Origin of the sequence: Streptomyces sp. M-16 (assembly GCF_052114405.1) — a bacterium.
GTDB lineage: Bacteria > Actinomycetota > Actinomycetes > Streptomycetales > Streptomycetaceae > Streptomyces.
Genome location: NZ_JBFRER010000025.1, coordinates 37,025 through 56,118 on the forward strand (window position 1 = coordinate 37,025; position 19,094 = coordinate 56,118).

The window sequence follows — 19,094 nt, forward strand, 5'->3', positions numbered from 1 at the left end:
GTTCGATTCGGTAAGGGAAGAGGAGGGGGTGGGGTGGGGAGCGCTAGGCCGCGGCGGCCGGGCGCGTGCGTACGGCGATCAGGCCGAACAGGGTGGCGAGCAGGGAGCAGGCACCGACCAGCGGCCAGACGAGCTGGCCGTACTGGAGGAAGAGCCAGGTGCCGGCCATCGGCCCGAGGGCGGAGCCCAGGCCGAAGGTGAACTGGAAGCTGCCGATGTAGCGGGAGCGCAGTGACTCGGGCCCGGCGCCCGCCGGGTAGGCGAAGACGGCGGGGCCGCCGAGGATCTCGCCCAGGGACCAGACGAGGGTGCCGATGACCACGGCGGCGGGCCCGATCGGCAGGCCGTAGCAGGCGACGCCGGCACCGACGAGGGCGAAGCCCAGGCCGATGGTGATCTTCAGGGGCCAGCGTTGCGAGACCTTGGTGACCAGCAGCTCGAAGGCGATGACGATGAAGCCGTTGAGCGCGACCGCGAAGGTGTACCAGAAGAGCGCGATGTGCGCGTCCTTCAGGGACAGCGGGAGCGTGGACAGGTACTGCATGTAGACGGCGGAGTGGAAGAAGGCCGCGACGAGGTAGAGCAGGTAGCGGCGGTCGCGCAGGACCGCGCCGTAGCCGCCGGTGGGGGCGGCCTCGCGCACCGGCCCGGTGCGGACCGGGCTCCTGGCGGGCAGGGTGGCCCGTGCGACGAGCGCGTAGGCGAGGGCGAGGGCGGCCTCCCCCCAGAACAGCAGGGTGTACGTCTGCCCGCCGGCGTTGTAGAGCGCATATCCCAGCAGCGGGGCGGCGGTCGCGCCGACGTTGAGGCCGAAGCGGTACATCGCGAAGATCATGATCTGCCGGTCGCCGTCGGTCTGCTCGGCGAGCAGGGTGGCCGACGCGGGGCGGAACAGCTGGGCGCCCAGGCTGACGAGGGCGATGGCGCAGAGCAGCAGGGTGAAGTCGGACAGGTAGAGGAGGGCCGCGGTGAGGACGGCCGTACTGCTCATGGAGAGCACGGTGGCGCCGCGGATGCCGAGCCGGTCGGCGAGGGTGCCGCCGGCCAGGGAGCCGGCGACGGCCCCGCCGCCGTAGACGCCCAGGGCGATGACCGTGTGGCCCTTCGAGTAGCCCTCGGCGGTGAGGAAGAGGACGAGGAAGACGTGCAGGAAGCCGCTGAGCCGGTTGACGAGCACCCCGGCCAGTACGGTCTTCACCGCGCGCGGGGCCTCCTTGAAGGTCACCCACACCCCGGGGGCGGCGGGCGCGGCCGCCGGCTCCGGGGCGGCCTCGGCGGGGCGGACGTCAGTGCTCATCGGCGCCGGCCTCCGGTTCGGTGACGATGGTGACGGCGGCCCGTACGGACCGCTCCAGTTCGTCCAGGCCGTCTGCGGTCGGGGCGTCGAGGAGGAAGGTCACCGCGCGGTCGTCGGAGCTGGCGAGCGGGCCCAGCCGGGCACCGGCCTCCTTCAGGACGAGGAGCGCACGCAGCGCGGCCGGGTCCCCGGCGGCTCCGGGAAGCCACTCGGGCCACATCCCGGCCTCGCCCACCCACTGGGGGCGTACGCCGAGCCGGTCGAGGGTGACGTCGGCGAGGACTCCCGGTGCGTGGTCGAGGTAGACCTGGCGGGTGAAGCGGCGCGGGGCCGGGTAGGAGGCGGGCTCGCCGAGGGCGATCTTGATGATCTCGGGTTCCATCGGCTGCCCGGTGGCCAGGTGGTAGAGGGCGAGCAGGCCGTCGCCGGGGGTGCGGGCGGCGACCTCCATCAGGCAGGGACGGCCGTCGGCGCCGACGCGCCACTCGGAGTGGGCGATGCCGTCGCGGAAGCCGAGGACGTCCAGCATCCGGCGGTTGGCGTCCCGCAGGACCGCGTCGTGCCCGCCGGACGGGTCCGGGACGGAGTGGGCGAGCTCGACGAAGGTGTGCGCGCCGGACTCGGTGGTCTCCTTGCGGGTCACCGACGCGAAGACGGGCTCGCCGTGCTGGACGAGGGTCTCGACGGAGTACTCCTGGCCGGTGGCCTTCTCCTCGATCAGCACGGTCTCGTGGGCGGGGTACTCCATCAGCAGGGCGCGCATCGCCCCGGCGTCCTCGACGGCGACCACGCCCGAACTGGAGTGCCGGGTGGCGGGTTTGGCGACGACCGGGTAGGTCAGCGCGGTCAGGTCGGCGTCCTCGCGGCCGCCGGGCGGCACCACCAGGCAGGCCGGGCCGAAGGCGTCGAGGTACCAGCGCTGGAGGTACTTGCTGCGGCAGACGCGGGTGGCGCGCAGTCCGGGTCCGGGCAGGCCGAGGGCGTCGCACAGCAGGCCGGTCTGCTCGACCAGGGTCTCGCCGACGGCGTAGGCGCCGCGCACGGTGTAGCGGCCGTGCCAGGCACGGGCCCGGGCGGCGAAGCCGGGGGTGAAGGAGCCGTCGAGGTCGAGGGAGCCGTCGACGTAGGCGATCTCGTCGATCAGGGAGGCCGGGTGGTCGGGGTCCTTGCGGGCGGTCTCGGCGGCGTCGCGGTACGACTCGGGGGTGATCAGGAGGATCTTCAGGCCGCGGGCGGCGAGTTCCTCCAGGTAGCGGGGGTTGCGGCAGACGACCCGGAAGGCGCCGGTGAGGACGAAGGCCTCGGGAAGCGGCCCGTGGGCGGCGGGGTGGGACGGTTGCGCGGTCGGGTGGGTCATGCCGGGACTCCTGAGGGGGTGGAGGAGGTTTCTTCGCAGGTCCCGCCCAGGCCGTGGGCGGCGAGGAAGGTGAGCCAGCGGGTGGTCTCCCGGGGCGTCTCGGCGGCCCGGTTGAGGCCGGCGGGGAGGGCGCCGGCCAGGATGCGGGTCACGCCGTAGGCGACGGGGAGGGAGACGCAGCGGGCCATCGCGGACTCTTCGCCGTCGCCGGTCAGGTCCAGCAGGTGGGAGCCGCGCCAGCGGGTCCCGGCGGCGGTGCGCAGTTCGAGGGAGACCGACAGGACGACGCGGTCGCGGTCGTCGGGGGTGGTGGGGTAGCGGGCGGCGAGGGCCGCGGCCAGGGCGCGGACGGCCGCGGGGTCGCCCGCGGAGACGGTGTCGAAGACCTCCTTCCAGGCGGTGCGCCAGCCCGCGTTGCGCAGGGTTCCGCGGACGAAGGTGGCGAGCTGCCACTGGTGCGGGATGCCGTACTGGGCGACGAAGGGGAGGCTGTCGCGGTTGGGGTAGACCTCGAACTCCTCGCCCGCCAGGACCAGCGGCCGGGTGGCCTCCCAGGGGCGGGCGGCGGTGCGTTCGGCCCCGGAGTCGATGTGCCGGGCCGGGGAGCCGAGGGCCGCGAGGACCCCGTACGGGGCCCAGCTGAAGCGGTAGCGGAAGGCGTTGGGGACCGCCGGGACCCCTCCGCAGTAGGAGGTGAACGCGGCGGTCGCCGGTAACGAGCCGATGGCCTCGCGGCCCCGGGCGACCAGGTGGTGGGCCATCAGGTGGTCGATGCCGGGGTCGAGTCCGGCCTCGGTGAGCACGACGGTACGGGTCCGCGCGGCGGCGGTGCCGGCGAGCGCGGCGAGCTCCGGGGAGACGTAGCTGGTGCAGGCGAAGTGGGCCCCGCGGTCGGTCGCCAGACGCAGCAGCGCCGGGTGTTCGGCGGCGGGGAGCATGGAGACGAGGACGTCACCGGGGCCCACCCCGTCCGCCAGGGCGGCCGGGGTGAGGGCGCGGGCCTCCGCGCGGCCCGCGAGGCCGTGGGCGGCCAGGCGGGCGGTGGCGCGATCGGCGGTGCGGTCCCACAGGACCACGCGACGGGCGCGCTCGCAGACGAGGGACAGGCCGGAGCGGCCGGTGGACAGGCCGGTGCCTATCCAGTGGACGGTGCCGGACGCCGGCGCCGCGGCGGGTGAGGGCGGGTCAGCGGACAAGGGGGGCCTCCTGGGCTTCGACTGCGGTCCGGTAGGTGTGCAGGGCGCGGGCCCAGACGCCGTCCCACTCGGCCAGGCGCATCAGGTGCGGGGCGAGTTCGGCGGAGAAGGCGGTGCTGGCCTCGACGGGGAGGAGGGAGGGGAGGTTGTCGATGGCGATGAGGTCGAGGCGGGGGGCCTCGGCGCGCAGGGTGCGGACGGGCTCGGTCCAGGTGGTGGTCTCGTCGTAGACCGGCAGGACGTTGCAGTCGGAGGTGACGTCGCAGGTGACGTCGGAGAGGAGGCAGAGGCGGCGGGCGTGGTCGTCGAGGTCGGCCTTGGTCAGGAACGGCGGTACGGGGGTGGTGGTCAGGACGGTGTTGACCATCAGGTCGTGGCCGAGCAGCACGGCCCGGTCCAGGGAGCGGGTCTCGGCGAGGTCCCAGCGGGTGGGTTCCAGTCCGGCCCGCACCAGTGCGTCGCAGGCACCGCGGCCGCTGCGGCCGAGGGCTCCGACGACGAGGGCGGTGGTGGGGTCGCCGGTGGTGGCGCCGGAGGCGAGGAGGGCGTCGAGGGCGGGCCGGTCGGTCGGGTGCAGCGGGGTGGTGAGGGTGCCGCGGTGGTGCAGGACGGCGAGGGCGGCGCCGATGTAGCCGGCCCAGTAGCCGAAGGCGGCGACGCGGCGGCCGGCTTCGTCGGTGAGGTACTCCATGTCGAGCAGGGCGCCGCCGCCGGCGGTGAAGCGGGAGAGCAGTTCGGCGGCGCCCGACTGGCCCTTGTAGGCGTGGGCGAAGTAGATGTGGCGGTGGCGCAGGGCGGGTGCGCCGGGGCCGGCGGGGAGTTCCTTGAGGCCGAGGACGTAGGCGTCGGCGGGGGCCTGTGCGTCCCAGGAGGCGGTGGGGGCGGTGGCGCAGCCGGCGGCGGCGTAGTCGGCGAGGGGGAAGGCGCGCTGGTCCGACTCCTCGACGGTGATCCGGACCCCGGCCTCCACCAGGCGGCCCGCGTCGTGCGGGGTGAGGGGGGCTCGGCGCTCGGTGGGGCGGGCCTCGTGGCGCATCCAGAGGTGAGTACTGTCCGACATGGTGCGTTTTGTCCTGTCTGAAGGCATAGGGGTGGTAGACCCCCGGCCTGATCGCGGTTGCGGGGGCGACGTCCTGGGAGTGCCTGCGCGCTAGAGGAGCGGGATCCGGGCGTTCGCCAGAGGGCGGTAGGCGGGGGTCGCTGTGGTGCTCCAGCCTGCCGTGCGCAGTTCGGTGACGACGGCGGTGGCGAGCGCCACGGCGAGCCGCTCCCCCGGGCAGCGGTGGGCCGCCGCGCCGAAGGTGAAGATCACGGGATTCACCCGGCCGGGGTGCAGGGTGTGGGGGTCCGGGTTGACGGCGGGGTCCCGGTTGGCGGCGGCGAGCACCACGAGGAGCTGCTGCCCGGGTTCCACCGTGGAGCCCGCGTGGGTGAAGGACCCGGCGGCGAAGCGGCGGGTGTTCTGGATCGGGGCGTCTTGGCGGACCACCTCGCGCACGAGCGCGCCCGTGTCGGGGGCTTCGGCGCCCCGGGCGAGGGCGACCAGGGTGTTGCCGATGAGCCCGGCGGTGGCGTCGTAGGTCTGGGAGAGGAAGCCGATGGCGTTGGAGAGCAGCGGCCCGAGGTCGACCAGGCCTTCCCGGTCGGCGGCCCGCACCAGCCCGGCGAGCAGTCCGTGCGCCCGGCCGGCGCCGTACCCCTCCCGGATTCCGGCTCCGGACGCCGCCCCCGGCGTGCTGCCCGGCGCCCCCTCCGGGCCCGCGGCGGCGGCCGAGTCCAGTACCGGGCCGAGGAGTTCGCGCAGCCGGACGGCGGCCACCGCGGCCGCCTCCCGGTCCTCGGGGCCCGCCGTGGCGGGGATGCAGCGGACGAAGTCGGCGATCGCGCGGGCCGCCTCGCGGTCGGCGCCCCCGGTCAGCCCGGCGAGCACCGCGACCACCCGCGCCGGGACCCCGAACATCAGCTCCTCGTACGGGACTTCGCCGCCCGCGGCGAGCGCCTCACGGGTGAACCGGGCCGCCAGCTCCCCCGCGTACGCGGTGTCGGCGGCGGCCAGGGCCCCCGCGACGGCCCCCTTCAGGCGGGCCGCCGCCGCACCGTCGGTCATCCGCACCAGCTGCCCGAACACCTCGCCCGCCGCCGTGCCGGCGATCCCGGCCGGAACCGGCTCCGCCACGGGCCGTACCCGCAGGACGCCGCTGCCGAGCACCGCGCGCACCGCGGCCGCGTCGGCCGCCACCCAGGCCCCCAGCGCCTCGTCGAAGGCGAAGGGGCGCTCGGCCACCAGGCGCGCGTAGAAGGGGTAGGGGTCCGGAAGGCGGACGGCCTCGACGGGGCTGACGGTCGTGGTGCTGCTCACTGGTGACTCCTTGTCGAACGGGTGGTGCGGGCCGAGCGGGCGAAGCAGGGGCGGACGGGCGAGGGGCCGGGCGGGTGCAGGAGGGTCAGGCGGGTGCAGGGGGGTCAGGCGGGTGCAGGGGGGTCAGGCGGCCGCCGCGCGGGCCGCCCTGCGCATGTCGAGGGAGCCCGCGATGGCCATCCTCAGCACCTCCGAGGTGCCCTCGTAGACGCGCAGGGAGCGGATCTGGCGGTACAGCCGCTCGGTGACCGAGCCCTGCACGATGCCCGCCGCCCCGAGCAGCTGCACGGCGGAGTCGACGACCCCCTGGGCGGCCTCGGTGGCGTGCACCTTCGCGATGTTGGAGTGCCGGGCGAACCGCCGGCTGCCGCGGTCGGTCTCCCAGGCGGCCCGCGCCACCAGCAGCGCGGCCGCGTTCAGCTGCACCTCCATGTCGGCGAGGGAGGCCTTCACCAGCTGGAGGTCGAACAGGGTGGCCCCGTACGCCTCCCGCCCCAGGACGTGGGCGAGCGCGGTGTCGAAGGCCCGCCGGGCGAATCCGAGGGCCGCCGCGCCGACCGTCGTACGGAACCGCTCCAGCAGGTCGACCGCGACCACGAACCCCTTCCCCGGCCGCCCCAGCAGCGCGTCCGCGGGCAGCCGGCACCCTTCGAAGGACAGGTGCGCGAAGGACCGCGGGGCGATCGCGTCGATCCGCTCGACCCGCAGCCCGGGAGTCGACGCGGGCACCAGGAAGGCGGACAGCCCCAGCGGGCCGGGGCCCTGCCCGGTGCGGGCGATGACGACGAACACGTCGGCGATGGTCCCGTTGGCGATCCAGGCCTTGCGCCCGTCGAGCACGTACGAACCGTCCGCCGCGTCCTTCACCGCCTCCAGCCCCACCGAGGCCACGTCCGAGCCGGCCTCCTTCTCGGAGACCGCGAAGGCCCCGATCAGGGTCCCCGCGGCCATCCCCGGCAGGTAGCGGCGGCGCTGCGCCTCGCTGCCGAAGCGCAGCAGCGGGGTCGCGGCCAGGGCCTGGATGGAGAAGGCGAAGTCGGCGAGGTCCTCCGCGTACGCGAGGGCCTCGCGGCGCAGGCACACCGCGCGGAAGTCGTCCACCGGGGCGCCCCGGGGGTCCAGTTCGGCCAGCCAGCCCGCCGCGCCCAGGGCGCGCACGAGCCGGCGCCCGGCCGCGTCCGGGTCGAGGGCGCGGATCTCCTCCCACAGCACCCGGTTGCTGTCGCACCAGGCCCCGGCCTCCTCGGCGAGGCGGCGGTGGGAGTCCTCGTAGAAGGGCAGGGCGAGGACCTCGGGGTCGAAGCTCGTCGTCAGTTCCATCGTCCGGCTCCTCAGATGACCAGGTCGGCGGGGGTGTCGGCAGGGGCGTCGACGGGACCGGCGGCGGGGGTCCCGGGGGCGGACGCCCCGGAGGCGGACTCCGCCGCGCGGACCCGCTTGACCAGGGCGTGCTCGACGAAGTAGGCGAAGGAGGCGTAGCCGCGCCAGATGCGGCGCCACTCGCGCTGCACGGCCTCCTCGCCGGAACCGCGGAGCACCTCGTCGAGGTAGGCCACGACGATCTCGGCCGACTGGCGGGCGTGGCCCGCCGAGAAGTTGTCGATGGACAGGTGGGCCTCTTCGTAGGAGACGTCGAGGCCGTGGCGGCGCAGCTTCTGGATCTCGTGCAGCCGCATCGCGCCGAGGCCGAACATCTCGATGCCCAGGTTGTAGCCGAGGATCTCGTTGTAGAGGCTGTCGGGGAAGAGCGACAGGCACACCTGGTGGATGGAGAAGCCGTACAGGTGGTCCGGCAGGTCGCCCTGGTGCAGGAACGCCTCCTGCCGGATGTGCGGCAGGTCCATGTCCATGCTGGCCAGCACCTTGTGGATGATCGTGATGTGGTTCTTGGCCATGTCGCCGCGGCCCATCTCGTCCGCGTAGATGGAGAAGAGCAGGTCGTCGCTGCGCCGGCCGCGGCGGCCCAGGTTGCCGATCCGGTGCGCCCAGGTGCCGTCGATGAGGCTGCCGAGGGCGTACGTCGACTGCTCGAAGACCACTTCGTCGCGGGAGGGGATCTCGGTGAGCGGCTCGTACGGATCCACCAGCTTGTCCCAGTAGATCCGCTCGACCCGCTCCATCAGCGCCTCGGGCGTGTACGGGAACCAGCTCGCGTCGGTCAGCACCCCGTCGGCCCCGTGCGCGAAGAGCAGTTCGGCGTCGGCCAGCCCGGCCTGGGCGCGGGCGCGGGCCTGCGGCAGCACGTTCGGGTGGCGCTCGAAGGTGACGAGGCGGTGGAAGAAGCGGCGGTGGTCGCCGGGGTCCTCGGGCTCGCGGACCAGCACGTCGGTGGGCCGCACCGTGGCGAGCCGGCCGCTCCAGGCCCGGGCCGGCTCGTCGCCAGCGGTGGTGGGCACGAGGTCCGCGCCCGCGGGCTCGCCGTCGGCGACGGCCTGCGCCCAGGCGGCCAGGACGGCCGCCTCCCGCTCGTCGAAGATGCCGAACATGGGGCCGCCGAACTTGATGGACTTCAGGAAGCGGCAGGGGCCGCCGTCGCGGGCGGGCCGGATCTGGCGGGCGGTGCGGAACTCCCGTACGAAGGCGGCCGGGTCGAGCCGGCCGTCGTCGAGCCAGTCGGTGAGCTTGCGGGTGCCCAGGCGCACCGCGCGGTGCTGGCGGCCCGCGTGCGGCGCGTGCCGCTCGACGATCCGCGCGACCCGGGCGTCCAGCGACAGCCCGTCGTGCCAGGCGGCGAGCTCGGCGAGGGCCGCGGTGTGCTCGCGTTCCAGGCGTACGAGCAGGCGTACGGCGGCCAGCGCGCGGCGGCGGTCCTCGGCTCCGGTGGGCGACTGCGCGGTGAAGGAGAGGTACTCGGCGAGCAGCGGGCGCACGTCGCTCTCGGCGAGCATCGGCTCGATGCCGAGCAGCAGGTCGTCCAGGCCGAGCGCGTGGGCGGCGTAGTGGACACCGACGACCTCGGGGAGGAAGGAGGCCGGCAGCCGGGACAGGGCCAGGTGGAAGGCGCCGTGCAGGGCGGTGAGCGGGCGGGCGCCGGTCTCGTCGAGGAAGGCGGCGGCCTCCACCCCGGACAGGAACACGCCGTGTCCGACCAGGGCCCGGCGGCGCCGGCCGAGCATGCCGGCCTCGGTGGTGCCCTCGCCCTGGAGCAGCCAGTGCTGCCCGAAGAGGCGGCCGACGATCTCGGCGGGCTGGGTCGCGGCCTGCGAGAGGGTGTCCAGCCAGCAGCCGCCGGTCAGCGCCAGGGGGGCGCGCTGGCGCAGCACGGCCGTGCGCACCTCGGGGTCGGGGTGGGTGCGCAGCGGGGCGAGGACGGCGGCGAGTTCGGCGCGGGCCGCCAGCACCTGGGCCGCGACCTCGTCGGCGTCGGCGGGGTCCCGCAGCTCCGGGTCGTCGGGCTCGGGAGCCAGGAAGGCGGCGAGGACCCGGCGGGCGGCGAGCAGGACGCCCTCGCTCTCCTGGTCGGCGAGGAGCCGGCGGAACAGCCCGGCGGGGGGCAGGGCGGTGATCCGCTCGGCCTCGGCGGCACCGGCCGGGGAGGCCTCGAAGGGGCCGGGCGGCAGGGAGGTGGTCAGGTCGGGCAGGGTGAAGGCGGGCGCGAAGGAGCCTCGCGCCATGTCGAGGGAGGTCTCCTCGCCGGGGGTGAGGGGCACGTTCATGTCAGTGGTCCCCCTGCCGGGTGGAGTCGTCGGCCTGCCGGGCGGAATCGGTCGCGCTCTCGGAGTCGGAGCCGGTTACGGAGTCGGAGCCGGTCACGGAGTCGGAGCCGGTCGCGGAGTCGGAGCCGGTCGCGGAGTCGGGGTCGGTCGCGGTCGCGGTCGTGCTGTCGCCCGCGGGGAGCTTGCGCAGCAGGACGCCGATCCGCACGCCCGGGACGCTGGAGGCGAGCAGGTAGTGCCCGCGGGGCCTCAGCTCCCCGGCCGCCTCCCGGTCGACGAGGTTGATCAGCGGGTCGGCGGCGAAGCAGTGGCCCACGCGCGGGATGTTGTCCAGGAAGAGCTGCTCGCGGGTGAAGCCGGCCTGGCGTTCCTTGAGGACGACCAGCGGCTTGTAGAGGTTGGGGTGGAACACCCCCTGGATGTCGCCGGTCTTCATCCCGGCCTCTTCGAGGATCTGCCGGTTGACCTCGCGGGCGAGGTCGGAGCTGATCTCGTTGGACCAGTCGAGAGCGGCCGGGTCCTGGGCGCCGGCGCCCGCGACGATCTCGTAGGCGTCCGGGCCGAGGGGGTCGGCGCTGATCAGGCACGAGGCGGCGCCGTCGCTGAAGAGCGCGAAGTTCTCCATGCGGACGGCCTCGTCGGTGACCCGGTCGGCGGTGACGACCATGACCCTGCGGTACATGCCGGAGGCGACGTAGGCCTGTCCGGTGCGGATGCCGGCGAGGAGGTTGGCGCAGCGGCCGAGGGTGAGGCCGGTGAAGGCGGCCGCGCCGAGGCCGGTGGCGGCCAGGACGTTCTCCACGAACGCGCCGTGGGTGCGGGGGCCACCGGGGAAGCGGGTGGAGCACAGGATGAGGCAGTCCACGTCCTCCGGGGCGGCGCCCGCGCCGTCGAGGGTGGCGCGGGCGGTCTCGGCGGCGAGGGTCTCCAGGGCCTTGGCGGTGCGGTGGACGGTGCCCCAGCCCCACAGTTCGGCACGGGGAGGCATGCCGAACGTACGGGCGCGCTCCGCCAGGCCGTCGATCGTGGTGTGGGCGGCGGGGAGTTCACCGAGGACGTAGCGGGGCGCGGACAGGTGGACGGCGGAGGCCGCGGATAACGCGGAGGCGGCGGGTGACGCGTACGGAAGGCTCACGGTGCCGGATCGCTCTCTCGGTCGGCGGACGGGGCGGGGGCGGCGGGGGCCAGGAGGGCGTTGGCCTCGGCGTACGGGAGGGCGTCCAGGCCGAAGTCGAAGGTGCCGGACCCGGTGATCTCGCGGGCGGCGCGGACGAGGGCGCCGAGGGCCGCGCGGGACAGGGCCGAGCCGGTGCTGACGCGGCGCACGCCGAGGTCCCCGAGGTCGGCGACGGACAGCTTGAGGGCGCCGGTCATCAGGACGTTGACGGGCCGGTCCACGGCGGAGCAGACCGCGCGGACGGACTCGGCGTCCGGCAGGCCCGGGGCGTAGAGCACGTCGGCGCCGGCGGCCTCGTACGCCTTCAGGCGGCGGATGGTGTCGTCGAGGTCGGGCAGGCCCTGGAAGAAGTTCTCGGCGCGGGCGGTGACGGTGAAGGGGAAGTCGAGCCCCTTCGCGGCCTCGACGGCGGCGGCGACCCGTTCCACGGCTTCGTCGAGCGGGCGCACGGGGTCCTCGTCGCGGCCCGTGGAGTCCTCCACGGAACCGCCGACCAGCCCGGCGGCGGCGGCCAGCCGGATGGTCTCGGCGACGTCCTCGGGGCGTTCCCCGAAGCCGCTCTCCAGGTCGGCGGTGACGGGCAGGCCGGTGGCGTCCACGATCGCGGCGGCGTTGTCCAGGACCTCGGTGCGGCTGAGCCGGTTGGCGCCGTCGGGACGGCCGAGGCTGTGGGCGAGCCCCGCGCCGGTGGTGGCGAGGGCGGCGAAACCGAGGGACGCCAGGATGCGTGCGGTGCCGGCGTCCCAGGGGTTGGGGACGACGAAGGGGCGGGGACCGGTGTGCAGGTCCCGGAAGGCGACGGCGCGCCGGAGTCGGGCGGCGTCGGGAGTGCTGGTCATGGGTTCCTCGCAAGGGCTGGGGTGCGTCGGCCGGTGGTTCAGATCAGCTCAACGTACTCATCTCCGCTGCGGGTTGCCGCCGCGGCCGCGCGGGCCAGGGGGCGCAGGACGGCGGTGACGGCGTGCGGCCGGTCCTCGAAGTAGAAGTGGCCGCCCGGCGTCCAGTGGAGCTCCGGCTCGGCGGCGCACTCGCGGGCCCAGGGACCGAGCGCGGCGGGGCTGACGTGGGGGTCGTCGGCGCCGTTGAGGAGGACGAGCGGGACCGTGAGGGGGGTGTCCGGCGCGTAGCGGTAGCCGGCGACCATCCGGAAGTCGGCCTTCAGGTGCGGCAGGAGCAGTTCCTGGACGGCTTCGTCCTCGATCACCTCGGGGGGCAGTCCGCCGAAGAACCGGACGGCCTCGGTGAAGGCGCGGCCCTCCAGTGCGGCGGCCTCGACCACGCGGGGGGTCGGCAGGAGCGAGGGGGCGGAGCAGCCGGAGGCGACGAGGCCGGCGAAACCGCGGATGCCGTCGAGGCGGCGGGCGACCTCGAAGGCGAGGGCGGCGCCGAAGCTGTGGCCGAAGAGGAGGAAGGGCCGGTCGGCGTCGGCGGCGAGGGCGATGGCGGTGGCGGCGCCGTCGGCGAGCTCGGCGAGGGAGGCGGGGGCCGGTTCGCGGAAGCGGTGGCCGCGGCCGGGCGGGCAGACGGCGAGGATCCGTGCGTCGGGCTCCATGGCGGGCTGCCAGTCGAGGAAGGTCCGGGGGTTCCCGCCTGCGTGCGGGAAGCAGTAGACGCGGGCGGCGGGGTCAGGGCCGGGCGTGGTCTCGGACGTCAGGAACCAGGGCGAGGCAACCACGAGGATCAGCCATTCCTTTGCCGGTCGGTCGGAGGCGGGAGGGGAAGCAGTGCAGTACGGGGCCGTGGTGGTGGATCAGTTCCAGCCAACGTCGTCGGTGGAGGTGGGCTGGGGGGTGGGGGTGGTGCCGGGCTGCGGGTTGTTCCAGCCGACGTCACCGGCGTCACCCGCGACGACGTGCGGGTTCGCGTTGTTCCAGCCGACGTCGCCGAGGCGCAGGTGGCTGACGGAGTCAGCCGTGGCGGCACCGTGGGCGAGGCCGGTGACCGCCGTACCGACGCCGAGGGCGATGCCCGCTGCGGCGAGAACCGCGCGGCCGCGGATTCCCGAAACGCGGCCGGCCCGACGAGTCACCATGTGGTTCTTCCCCATTTTGCCCAGTCCCCTCAAGTCGTTTCGTCTTCGGCCATTCCAGGAACGCCAAACCGAGGCGGGTTTCCGGCGGTGGTGATCTCCGGGGCGCCTTGTCGGTGTTCGTTCCTGCGGTGAGACCAAATCTCCCCTGCCGGGTCACGACGAGGTAGACCTACGATGGCTCCGGTTTACGCATTGCGGGAACCCACGGGGTCTCAACCGCTATAAACAGCTGCATACCGGACAGACAGGGGTGGCACGTGGACGTAGTTAAATACGTCAAAACCGCACAAAGCGGTGCACCTGAAGCGCTGGGCGCGGCCGCGGCGGGGGAACCGCAGGCGTTCTTGCGGGAACTCGCAACGCACCTGGGCCTGCTGGCGCAGGAAGCCGCACAACAGGCGGCCCGGCCCACTCCGGCGCCCGCGGTGGAGTCCCGTCCGGACGAGGAGGTCGTGGGACCCGGAGTGCGGTACCTGCACGGCCTGGGCAGCATCTCGACGGCGATCAACGAGGCACTGGGCGCGGTCCGCCGGGACATCCTCACGGCGCAGCCCGACGGGGCGCGACCGAGCGCGGTGCTGAAGGACGCGCTGGAATCCGTGCGCCGGCACATCTCGGCGGGGATCGCCATGCGGACTCTGTATCAGCACACCACGAGATTCGACGAGGCGACCAAGGAATATGTCCGTGCCGTAACGGAATACGGCGCCCAGGTTCGCACCCTGGAAGAATTCTTTGACCGTTTGATCATTGTCGACGATGTCGCCTTCATTTCGGCGAACGAGGACCGTACCACGGCGATCTCCATTACCGAACCGACTATCGTACGATTTCTTCGCGACACGTTCGACAAGGCCTGGGACCGGGCGAAGCCCTTTCCCTTCGTCCCGCTGCACGCGGCGAAGGCGGCCGACGAGGTCGTCCCGGCGATCCGGGAGTCCATCAGCCGGCTGCTGGTGGAGGGTTACTCGGACAAGGCCATCGCGCGCCGCATAGGCATCAGCGAACGTTCCCTCCAGGCCCACATCGCTGCCATCAAGCAGGAACTCGGGGCCCTGAACCGATTACAGCTCGGCTACCTCCTGGGCCGTAACGAAGCCACCTACGTCCTGTGACCCCGGGGGATCCCGGCACGGGAGCCCGCGCCGGGGCTCCCGCGGGATGGGCCCTCCCCCTCCCCGAGGAGGGGGAGGCTCTCACTCGGGCACGCCCGCCGGGCGCGGGGCCGGCCGGGGGCGTCTGCGGGAGACGGCCACCCCGCCGAGGCAGATGGCGCCGCCCAGCAGGGTCAGCCAGCCCGGGACCTCGTCGAGGACGAACCAGGCGATGACCACCACGACGGCGGGCACGGCGTAGGTGGTCGCGCCCATCTTCCCGGCGGTGGTGCGCGACAGGGCGTAGGTCCAGGTGGTGAAGGCCAGGGCCGTCGGGAAGAGGCCCAGGTAGACCATGTTGAGGGTGGCGGTGAGCGGGGCGTCCGGGACCTGGTCGATGAGCTGCCCGGCGAACGGCAGGGTGCAGACCGTGCCGACGAAGCAGCCGTACGTGGTCACCTGGAGCGGATTCGCGTGCTGCAGGGCGGGCTTCTGCGACACCACCCCGGCGCCGTAGGCGAGCGCGGCGACCAGGCAGAGCAGCACGCCGGTGAGGGAGGAACTCCCGCCCTTGGAGGTGGACATCCCCACGACGGCCGCCCCCACGAAGGACACGCCCATCCCCGCCAGCAGCATCGGCGGGAAACCCTCCTTGAGCAGCCAGCCGCTGAGGAGGGCGATGACGATGGGGCCGATGTTGACCACCATGGCGGCCGTACCGGCGTCGACCCCCTGCTCACCCCAGTTCAGCGTCACCATGTACAGCCCGAACCAGAGCACTCCGGACGCCAGGATCCCGGGCCACGCCTGCCGCGACGGCGGCGGCACCCGTTTGACGAGCAGGACCACCCCCAGCGCGACGGAAGCCGTCAGCAGCCGCCCCAGCGCGAGCGCCCCGGGCCCGAAGTACTCGGCGGACGCGCGGATGGAGACGAATGCGGAGGCCCACATCACGACGGTCACGGCAGCCGCCGACAGGGCACGTTGATCGGTTCTGGACTCGCCAGCCGTTTGATCCATCCCCCGATGTTGGCAGGGATTGCCTTCTGCGGAGGGCGAGTTGGCCCGCATGCGCCCCAACCAGGGTCCACCTCCGGCCACCTCCGGCCAGCCCCGGCCCCGGCACTCCGGGCGGTGCGCGGGCGGCGGGTGAGGGCTCAGGGGGTGGTGAGGAGGGAGCGGAGGCGGGTGGCGTAGGCGTGGGGGTGGGTGGTGTTGCCGTTGTGGCCGCCCGGGAAGGTGTGTATCCCGGTGCCCAGGACCTCCGCCAGGGCAGTCGCGCAGCCGTGGTCGAAGACGGTGGCCGGGGTGGTCGCGCCGACGGCGGCGAGGATGCGGGTCGTCGAGCCGGCCAGGGCGGCGGGGTCGAGGGTGTCCCGGGCGGCGGCGAGGACGTCGTGCTCCAGGAAATATCCGAAATTCGCGCGGCGGCGCCCGTCCATGGGCTGCGGGGTGAGGTCCGCCTCGGTCTCCTGGCGGACGGGGTCTATGCCGAGCGACCGGGCGACCTCGGACAGGGCCACGGCAAGCCCGGCGCCGCGGTAGAGCTCGCGGAGCCCGACCAGCTCCGCTTCGTGCCGTACGCGGTCGGCCGCGGGCAGCAGGCGCGGGGCGACCGGCTCGTGGGCGACGAGGGTGGACACCTGCCCGGGGTGACGGACGGCCAGGTGCAGGCCGATGACCGCGCCCAGGCTGCATCCGAGCATCAGGGCCGGCTCGTCGGTGACGGCGGCCAGCAGCCGGTGGACGTCCTCGGCGTGCTCGGTGAGGGAGGTGGTCCGCCCCGGCTCCGCGAGCCGGCTGCGGGAGAGCCCCCGGCGGTCGTAGGTCAGGACCGTGAAGGCGTCGGTGAGGTGCGGGACCAGGTCCACGGTGCGGTCCGCGTCGCCCTCACCGCTCTGCGAGATCAGCAGCAACGGCCCGGAGCCTTCGAGCCGGTAGTACAGGGTCGCGCCGGGAACGGGGAGCGAGGACATCTGACGGGTGCTGGACATGGTGACGTGACCCCTTCGTGCGATCGGCTTCGTACGTCGGAGCGCGGACCCCTCGTCCACCGCTCTGCGACCACCGTAATCCATCGAGATCGATGCATCAAGAGAGATGAATCGATTCCGATGAATCCATTGCGATGCAGTAGGGTGGAACGGTGGACGGAATCGAACTCTTCCTGCTGGGCCGCGCCTTGATGAAGCTCGGCGAGGAGGCCCTGCCCGAACCGCCCGGCGGCTCCGGCCGGTACGCCGGCGGCACCCGCTCCGTCGTCATCGTCGCCGGGGACATCGCCGCCCACCCGGACACCACCGTCGGCGAGACCGCGCAGCGCACCGGCCTGCCGCAGAGTCAGGTCTCGGGCGCCGTCGCCCGCCTGCGCGAGGCCGGCTCCGTCGAGACGGCGCCCGACCCCGCCGACCGCCGCCGGACGCTGGTGCGGCCCTCCCCCGTGGTCTCCGCACGCGTCGCGGCCGTACGCGCCGCGGGCAGCTCCAAGGTCGAGGAGGCCCTCGCCCGGGCCCTGGGCGAGGAGGGCGCCGAGCGGCTCCCCGAGGTGACGCGGGCCCTGGAGGTCCTCGCCCGCCACCTCGCCGTCCGCCCCGGGCACTGACCCCGGTCGCACGCACCGGCCGCCGGTCACGGACACCGGCCTCCGGTCGAGGGCACTCCCCCGGGCACACCCCGCGGGGTGATCCGGCTCACACCGTGTCACAGCCGCGGTCCCACCGGTGTCTTGAGGCCGAACGGGGCCGAACGGGGCCGGACCGAAGGAGAGAGCCCATGACGCAGCGCACCGAGGTGGTCGTGATCGGCGGCGGTTACGCCGGCGTGATGGCCGCCAACCGCCTGACGCAGCGCGACGACGTGACCGTGACGCTGATCAACCCGCGCCCGGACTTCGTCGAGCGGATCCGCCTGCACCAGCTGGTGGGCGGGACGCACGACGCGGTCCTCGACTACCGCGAGGTCCTCGCCGGGGGCGTCCGGCTGGTGGTCGACAGCGCGACCCGGATCGACGCGGCCGCACGCACCGTGACACTGGCGACCGGCGCCCCGGTCGCCTACGACCACCTCGTCTACGCGGTGGGCAGCGGCAGCGCCGACCCCCGCGTGCCCGGCGCGGCCGAATTCGCCCACCCGCTGGCCGGCCTGGAGGAGGCGAGGCGGCTGCGCCCGCTCCTCGACGCCGCGCCCGCGGCGGCCCCGGTGACGGTGGTCGGAGGCGGCACGACCGGCATCGAGACCGCCGCCGAACTGGCGGAGCGGGGCCGCGCCGTGACCCTGGTCTGCGGCGGGGTGCTCGGGCCGTCCCTGCACCCCCGGGCCCGGCGCGCGGTGGCCCGGCAGCTGGCGAGGCTCGGAGTGACCGTGCTCGCGGGCCCGGACACGAGGGTGACGGCCGTGTCGCGCGACGCCGTGCGGCTCGGCGACGGCCGCGAACTGCCCAGCGCGGTGACCATCTGGACGGCGGGATTCGGCGTGCCCGACCTGGCCGCCCGCAGCGGGCTGACCACCGACGCCTTGGGCCGCCTGCTCACGGACGAGACGCTGACCAGCGTGGACGACGTACGCATCGTCGCGGCCGGTGACTCGGCCGCCCCGTCGGACCTGCCGTTCAGGATGAGCTGCCAGGCCGCCGTCCAGCTGGGCCCGCAGGCCGCCGAGACGGTGCTCAGCCGGATCGCCGGGACCCGGCCCGAGCCCGTCGCCGTGGGGTTCGCCGCCCAGTGCCTCAGCCTGGGCCGCCGCGCCGGCGTCCTGCAACTGGCCCACAAGGACGACACCGTCAAGAAGTACCACCTGGCCGGCCGGCCGGGCGCGCTGGTCAAGGAGCTCATCTGCAAGGGCATCCCCTGGCAGCTGGGGTACGAGGCCCGCAGGCCCGGCGCGCGCACCTGGTGGGCCAAGGACGAGAAGCGCCGGCAGCTGCTGCGCACCGAGCGCGACGCGACACCGGCCACCCCCTGAATCCCCGACCCGTCCCGACCCGCCCCGTCTACGACAAGGACCTCCTGTGGACGCACGCCTGAGCGACCGTGCCGCCGGCCCGGCGACCGACACCTTCGTCTCCCTGCGCAACCTGCTCTTCACCGTCGCCTACGAGATGCTCGGATCGGCCGCCGACGCAGAGGACGTCCTCCAGGAGACCTGGCTGCGGTGGGTCAGGGTCGACCCGGACCGGGTCGACGACCACCGCGCCTACCTGGTCCGGATCACCACCCGCCAGGCGCTGAACCGGCTGCGCACGCTGCAGCGCCGCAAGGAGGCGTACGTCGGCCAGTGGCTGCCCGAACCGCTGCTGACCACGCCGGACGTGGCCGAGGACGTCGAGCTCGCCGAGAGCGTGTCGATGGCGATGATGCTGGTCCTGGAGACGCTCTCGCCGACCGAACGCGCCGTCTTCGTGCTGCGCGAGGTCTTCGACGTCGACTACGAGGAGATCGCGGCCGCCGTCGAGAAGACCCCGGCCGCCGTCCGCCAGATAGCGCACCGCGCGCGCCGGCACGTCGACGCCCGCCGCCCCCGCCGGGCGGTCTCCGCGGGCAGGGCACGGGCGGCCGTGGAGGCGTTCCGGCGCGCGCTCGAAACCAGGGACCTGCAGGACCTCCTCGACGTGCTCGCTCCGGAGGTCGTGCTGGTGAGCGACGGCGGAGGCGTCAAACGGGCCGCGCTGCGGCCGGTCGTCGGCGCCGGGAAGGTGGCCCGCTTCTACCTCGGCGGCTCCGCCAAGGCAGGAGTCACGGTCACCTGCGAGCTCACCGCGGTCAACGGCAGCCCGGCGCTCGTCGTACGCCTGGACGGGGAGATCGACGGCGTCATGGCGGTCCGTGTCGAGGACGCCCGCATCAGCGGCCTCTACTACGTGCGCAACCCCGCGAAGCTCGCCCGCGTCGCCGCGACGACGCCGCTGGCCCTTCGGTGACCCGTGACCCC

At 74.1% G+C, this 19,094-nt stretch carries 17 protein-coding genes; 4 read left to right on the forward strand and 13 right to left on the reverse strand.

Annotation, left to right across the window (positions count from 1 at the left end; genetic code table 11):
• Nucleotides 1-43: 43 nt before the first annotated feature.
• The 11 genes from AB4039_RS14110 to AB4039_RS14160 all read right to left on the reverse strand — a co-directional run bounded on the left by AB4039_RS14110 (nt 44) and on the right by AB4039_RS14160 (nt 13,074).
• On the reverse strand, nt 44-1,297 hold the full coding sequence (locus AB4039_RS14110) for an MFS transporter (RefSeq protein WP_442270859.1): 1,254 nt from the start codon (nt 1,295-1,297) through the stop codon (nt 44-46).
• Nucleotides 1,287-2,654, reverse strand: a complete 1,368-nt coding sequence (locus AB4039_RS14115) for an ATP-grasp domain-containing protein (RefSeq protein WP_266845145.1) — start codon at nt 2,652-2,654, stop codon at nt 1,287-1,289. Before AB4039_RS14115 ends, AB4039_RS14110 begins: the two co-directional genes overlap by 11 nt.
• Nucleotides 2,651-3,850, reverse strand: coding sequence for a saccharopine dehydrogenase family protein (locus AB4039_RS14120; protein WP_266845146.1), 1,200 nt, complete (start codon nt 3,848-3,850; stop codon nt 2,651-2,653). Before AB4039_RS14120 ends, AB4039_RS14115 begins: the two co-directional genes overlap by 4 nt.
• A complete protein-coding gene (locus tag AB4039_RS14125; protein ID WP_442270860.1) occupies nt 3,840-4,910 on the reverse strand; it encodes a saccharopine dehydrogenase in 1,071 nt (356 codons plus the stop codon). Before AB4039_RS14125 ends, AB4039_RS14120 begins: the two co-directional genes overlap by 11 nt.
• Before the next feature lie 90 nt (nt 4,911-5,000).
• A complete protein-coding gene (locus AB4039_RS14130; RefSeq protein ID WP_266845149.1) occupies nt 5,001-6,209 on the reverse strand; it encodes a hypothetical protein in 1,209 nt (402 codons plus the stop codon).
• A gap of 123 nt (nt 6,210-6,332) precedes the next feature.
• The gene (locus AB4039_RS14135) at nt 6,333-7,529 is read right to left on the reverse strand and encodes an acyl-CoA dehydrogenase family protein (protein ID WP_266845151.1); all 1,197 of its coding nucleotides are present in this window, start codon (nt 7,527-7,529) and stop codon (nt 6,333-6,335) included.
• An 11-nt stretch (nt 7,530-7,540) separates the two neighbouring features.
• Nucleotides 7,541-9,865, reverse strand: coding sequence for an iron-containing redox enzyme family protein (locus tag AB4039_RS14140; RefSeq protein WP_266845152.1), 2,325 nt, complete (start codon nt 9,863-9,865; stop codon nt 7,541-7,543).
• A gap of 1 nt (nt 9,866) precedes the next feature.
• A complete protein-coding gene (locus AB4039_RS14145) occupies nt 9,867-11,000 on the reverse strand; it encodes a 3-oxoacyl-ACP synthase (RefSeq protein ID WP_442270861.1) in 1,134 nt (377 codons plus the stop codon).
• A complete protein-coding gene (locus AB4039_RS14150) occupies nt 10,997-11,881 on the reverse strand; it encodes an isocitrate lyase/PEP mutase family protein (protein WP_442270862.1) in 885 nt (294 codons plus the stop codon). The genes AB4039_RS14145 and AB4039_RS14150 overlap by 4 nt, the downstream gene beginning before the upstream one ends.
• A gap of 38 nt (nt 11,882-11,919) precedes the next feature.
• Nucleotides 11,920-12,717 carry a thioesterase II family protein gene (locus AB4039_RS14155; RefSeq protein WP_442270863.1) on the reverse strand — a complete coding sequence of 266 codons (798 nt, stop codon included), beginning with the start codon at nt 12,715-12,717 and terminating at the stop codon, nt 11,920-11,922.
• A gap of 75 nt (nt 12,718-12,792) precedes the next feature.
• Nucleotides 12,793-13,074 carry a hypothetical protein gene (locus tag AB4039_RS14160; RefSeq protein ID WP_266845159.1) on the reverse strand — a complete coding sequence of 94 codons (282 nt, stop codon included), beginning with the start codon at nt 13,072-13,074 and terminating at the stop codon, nt 12,793-12,795.
• Between the two features lie 257 nt (nt 13,075-13,331).
• On the opposite strand from AB4039_RS14160, the gene AB4039_RS14165 reads away from it, so the two are divergent.
• Entirely contained in the window at nt 13,332-14,189 is an 858-nt protein-coding gene (locus AB4039_RS14165) for a helix-turn-helix domain-containing protein (RefSeq protein WP_266845161.1), read from the forward strand.
• Nucleotides 14,190-14,270: 81 nt separating this feature from the next.
• Here the strand turns inward: AB4039_RS14165 and AB4039_RS14170 are convergent, their stop codons facing one another.
• Nucleotides 14,271-15,188 (reverse strand): DMT family transporter, encoded by a 918-nt coding sequence (locus tag AB4039_RS14170; protein ID WP_266845162.1) that lies wholly within the window; start codon nt 15,186-15,188, stop codon nt 14,271-14,273.
• A 137-nt stretch (nt 15,189-15,325) separates the two neighbouring features.
• Nucleotides 15,326-16,162: an alpha/beta fold hydrolase gene (locus AB4039_RS14175; protein WP_442270864.1), complete on the reverse strand. Its 837-nt coding sequence runs from the start codon at nt 16,160-16,162 to the stop codon at nt 15,326-15,328.
• Between the two features lie 152 nt (nt 16,163-16,314).
• Between AB4039_RS14175 and AB4039_RS14180 the strand changes: the two genes are divergently transcribed.
• The 3 genes from AB4039_RS14180 (at nt 16,315) to AB4039_RS14190 (ending at nt 19,083) form a co-directional block, all read left to right on the forward strand.
• Nucleotides 16,315-16,770 carry a MarR family transcriptional regulator gene (locus AB4039_RS14180; protein WP_442270865.1) on the forward strand — a complete coding sequence of 152 codons (456 nt, stop codon included), beginning with the start codon at nt 16,315-16,317 and terminating at the stop codon, nt 16,768-16,770.
• Between the two features lie 170 nt (nt 16,771-16,940).
• Entirely contained in the window at nt 16,941-18,128 is a 1,188-nt protein-coding gene (locus tag AB4039_RS14185) for an NAD(P)/FAD-dependent oxidoreductase (protein ID WP_442270866.1), read from the forward strand.
• A gap of 58 nt (nt 18,129-18,186) precedes the next feature.
• The gene (locus tag AB4039_RS14190; RefSeq protein ID WP_442270873.1) at nt 18,187-19,083 is read left to right on the forward strand and encodes an RNA polymerase sigma-70 factor; all 897 of its coding nucleotides are present in this window, start codon (nt 18,187-18,189) and stop codon (nt 19,081-19,083) included.
• Nucleotides 19,084-19,094: the final 11 nt, after the last annotated feature.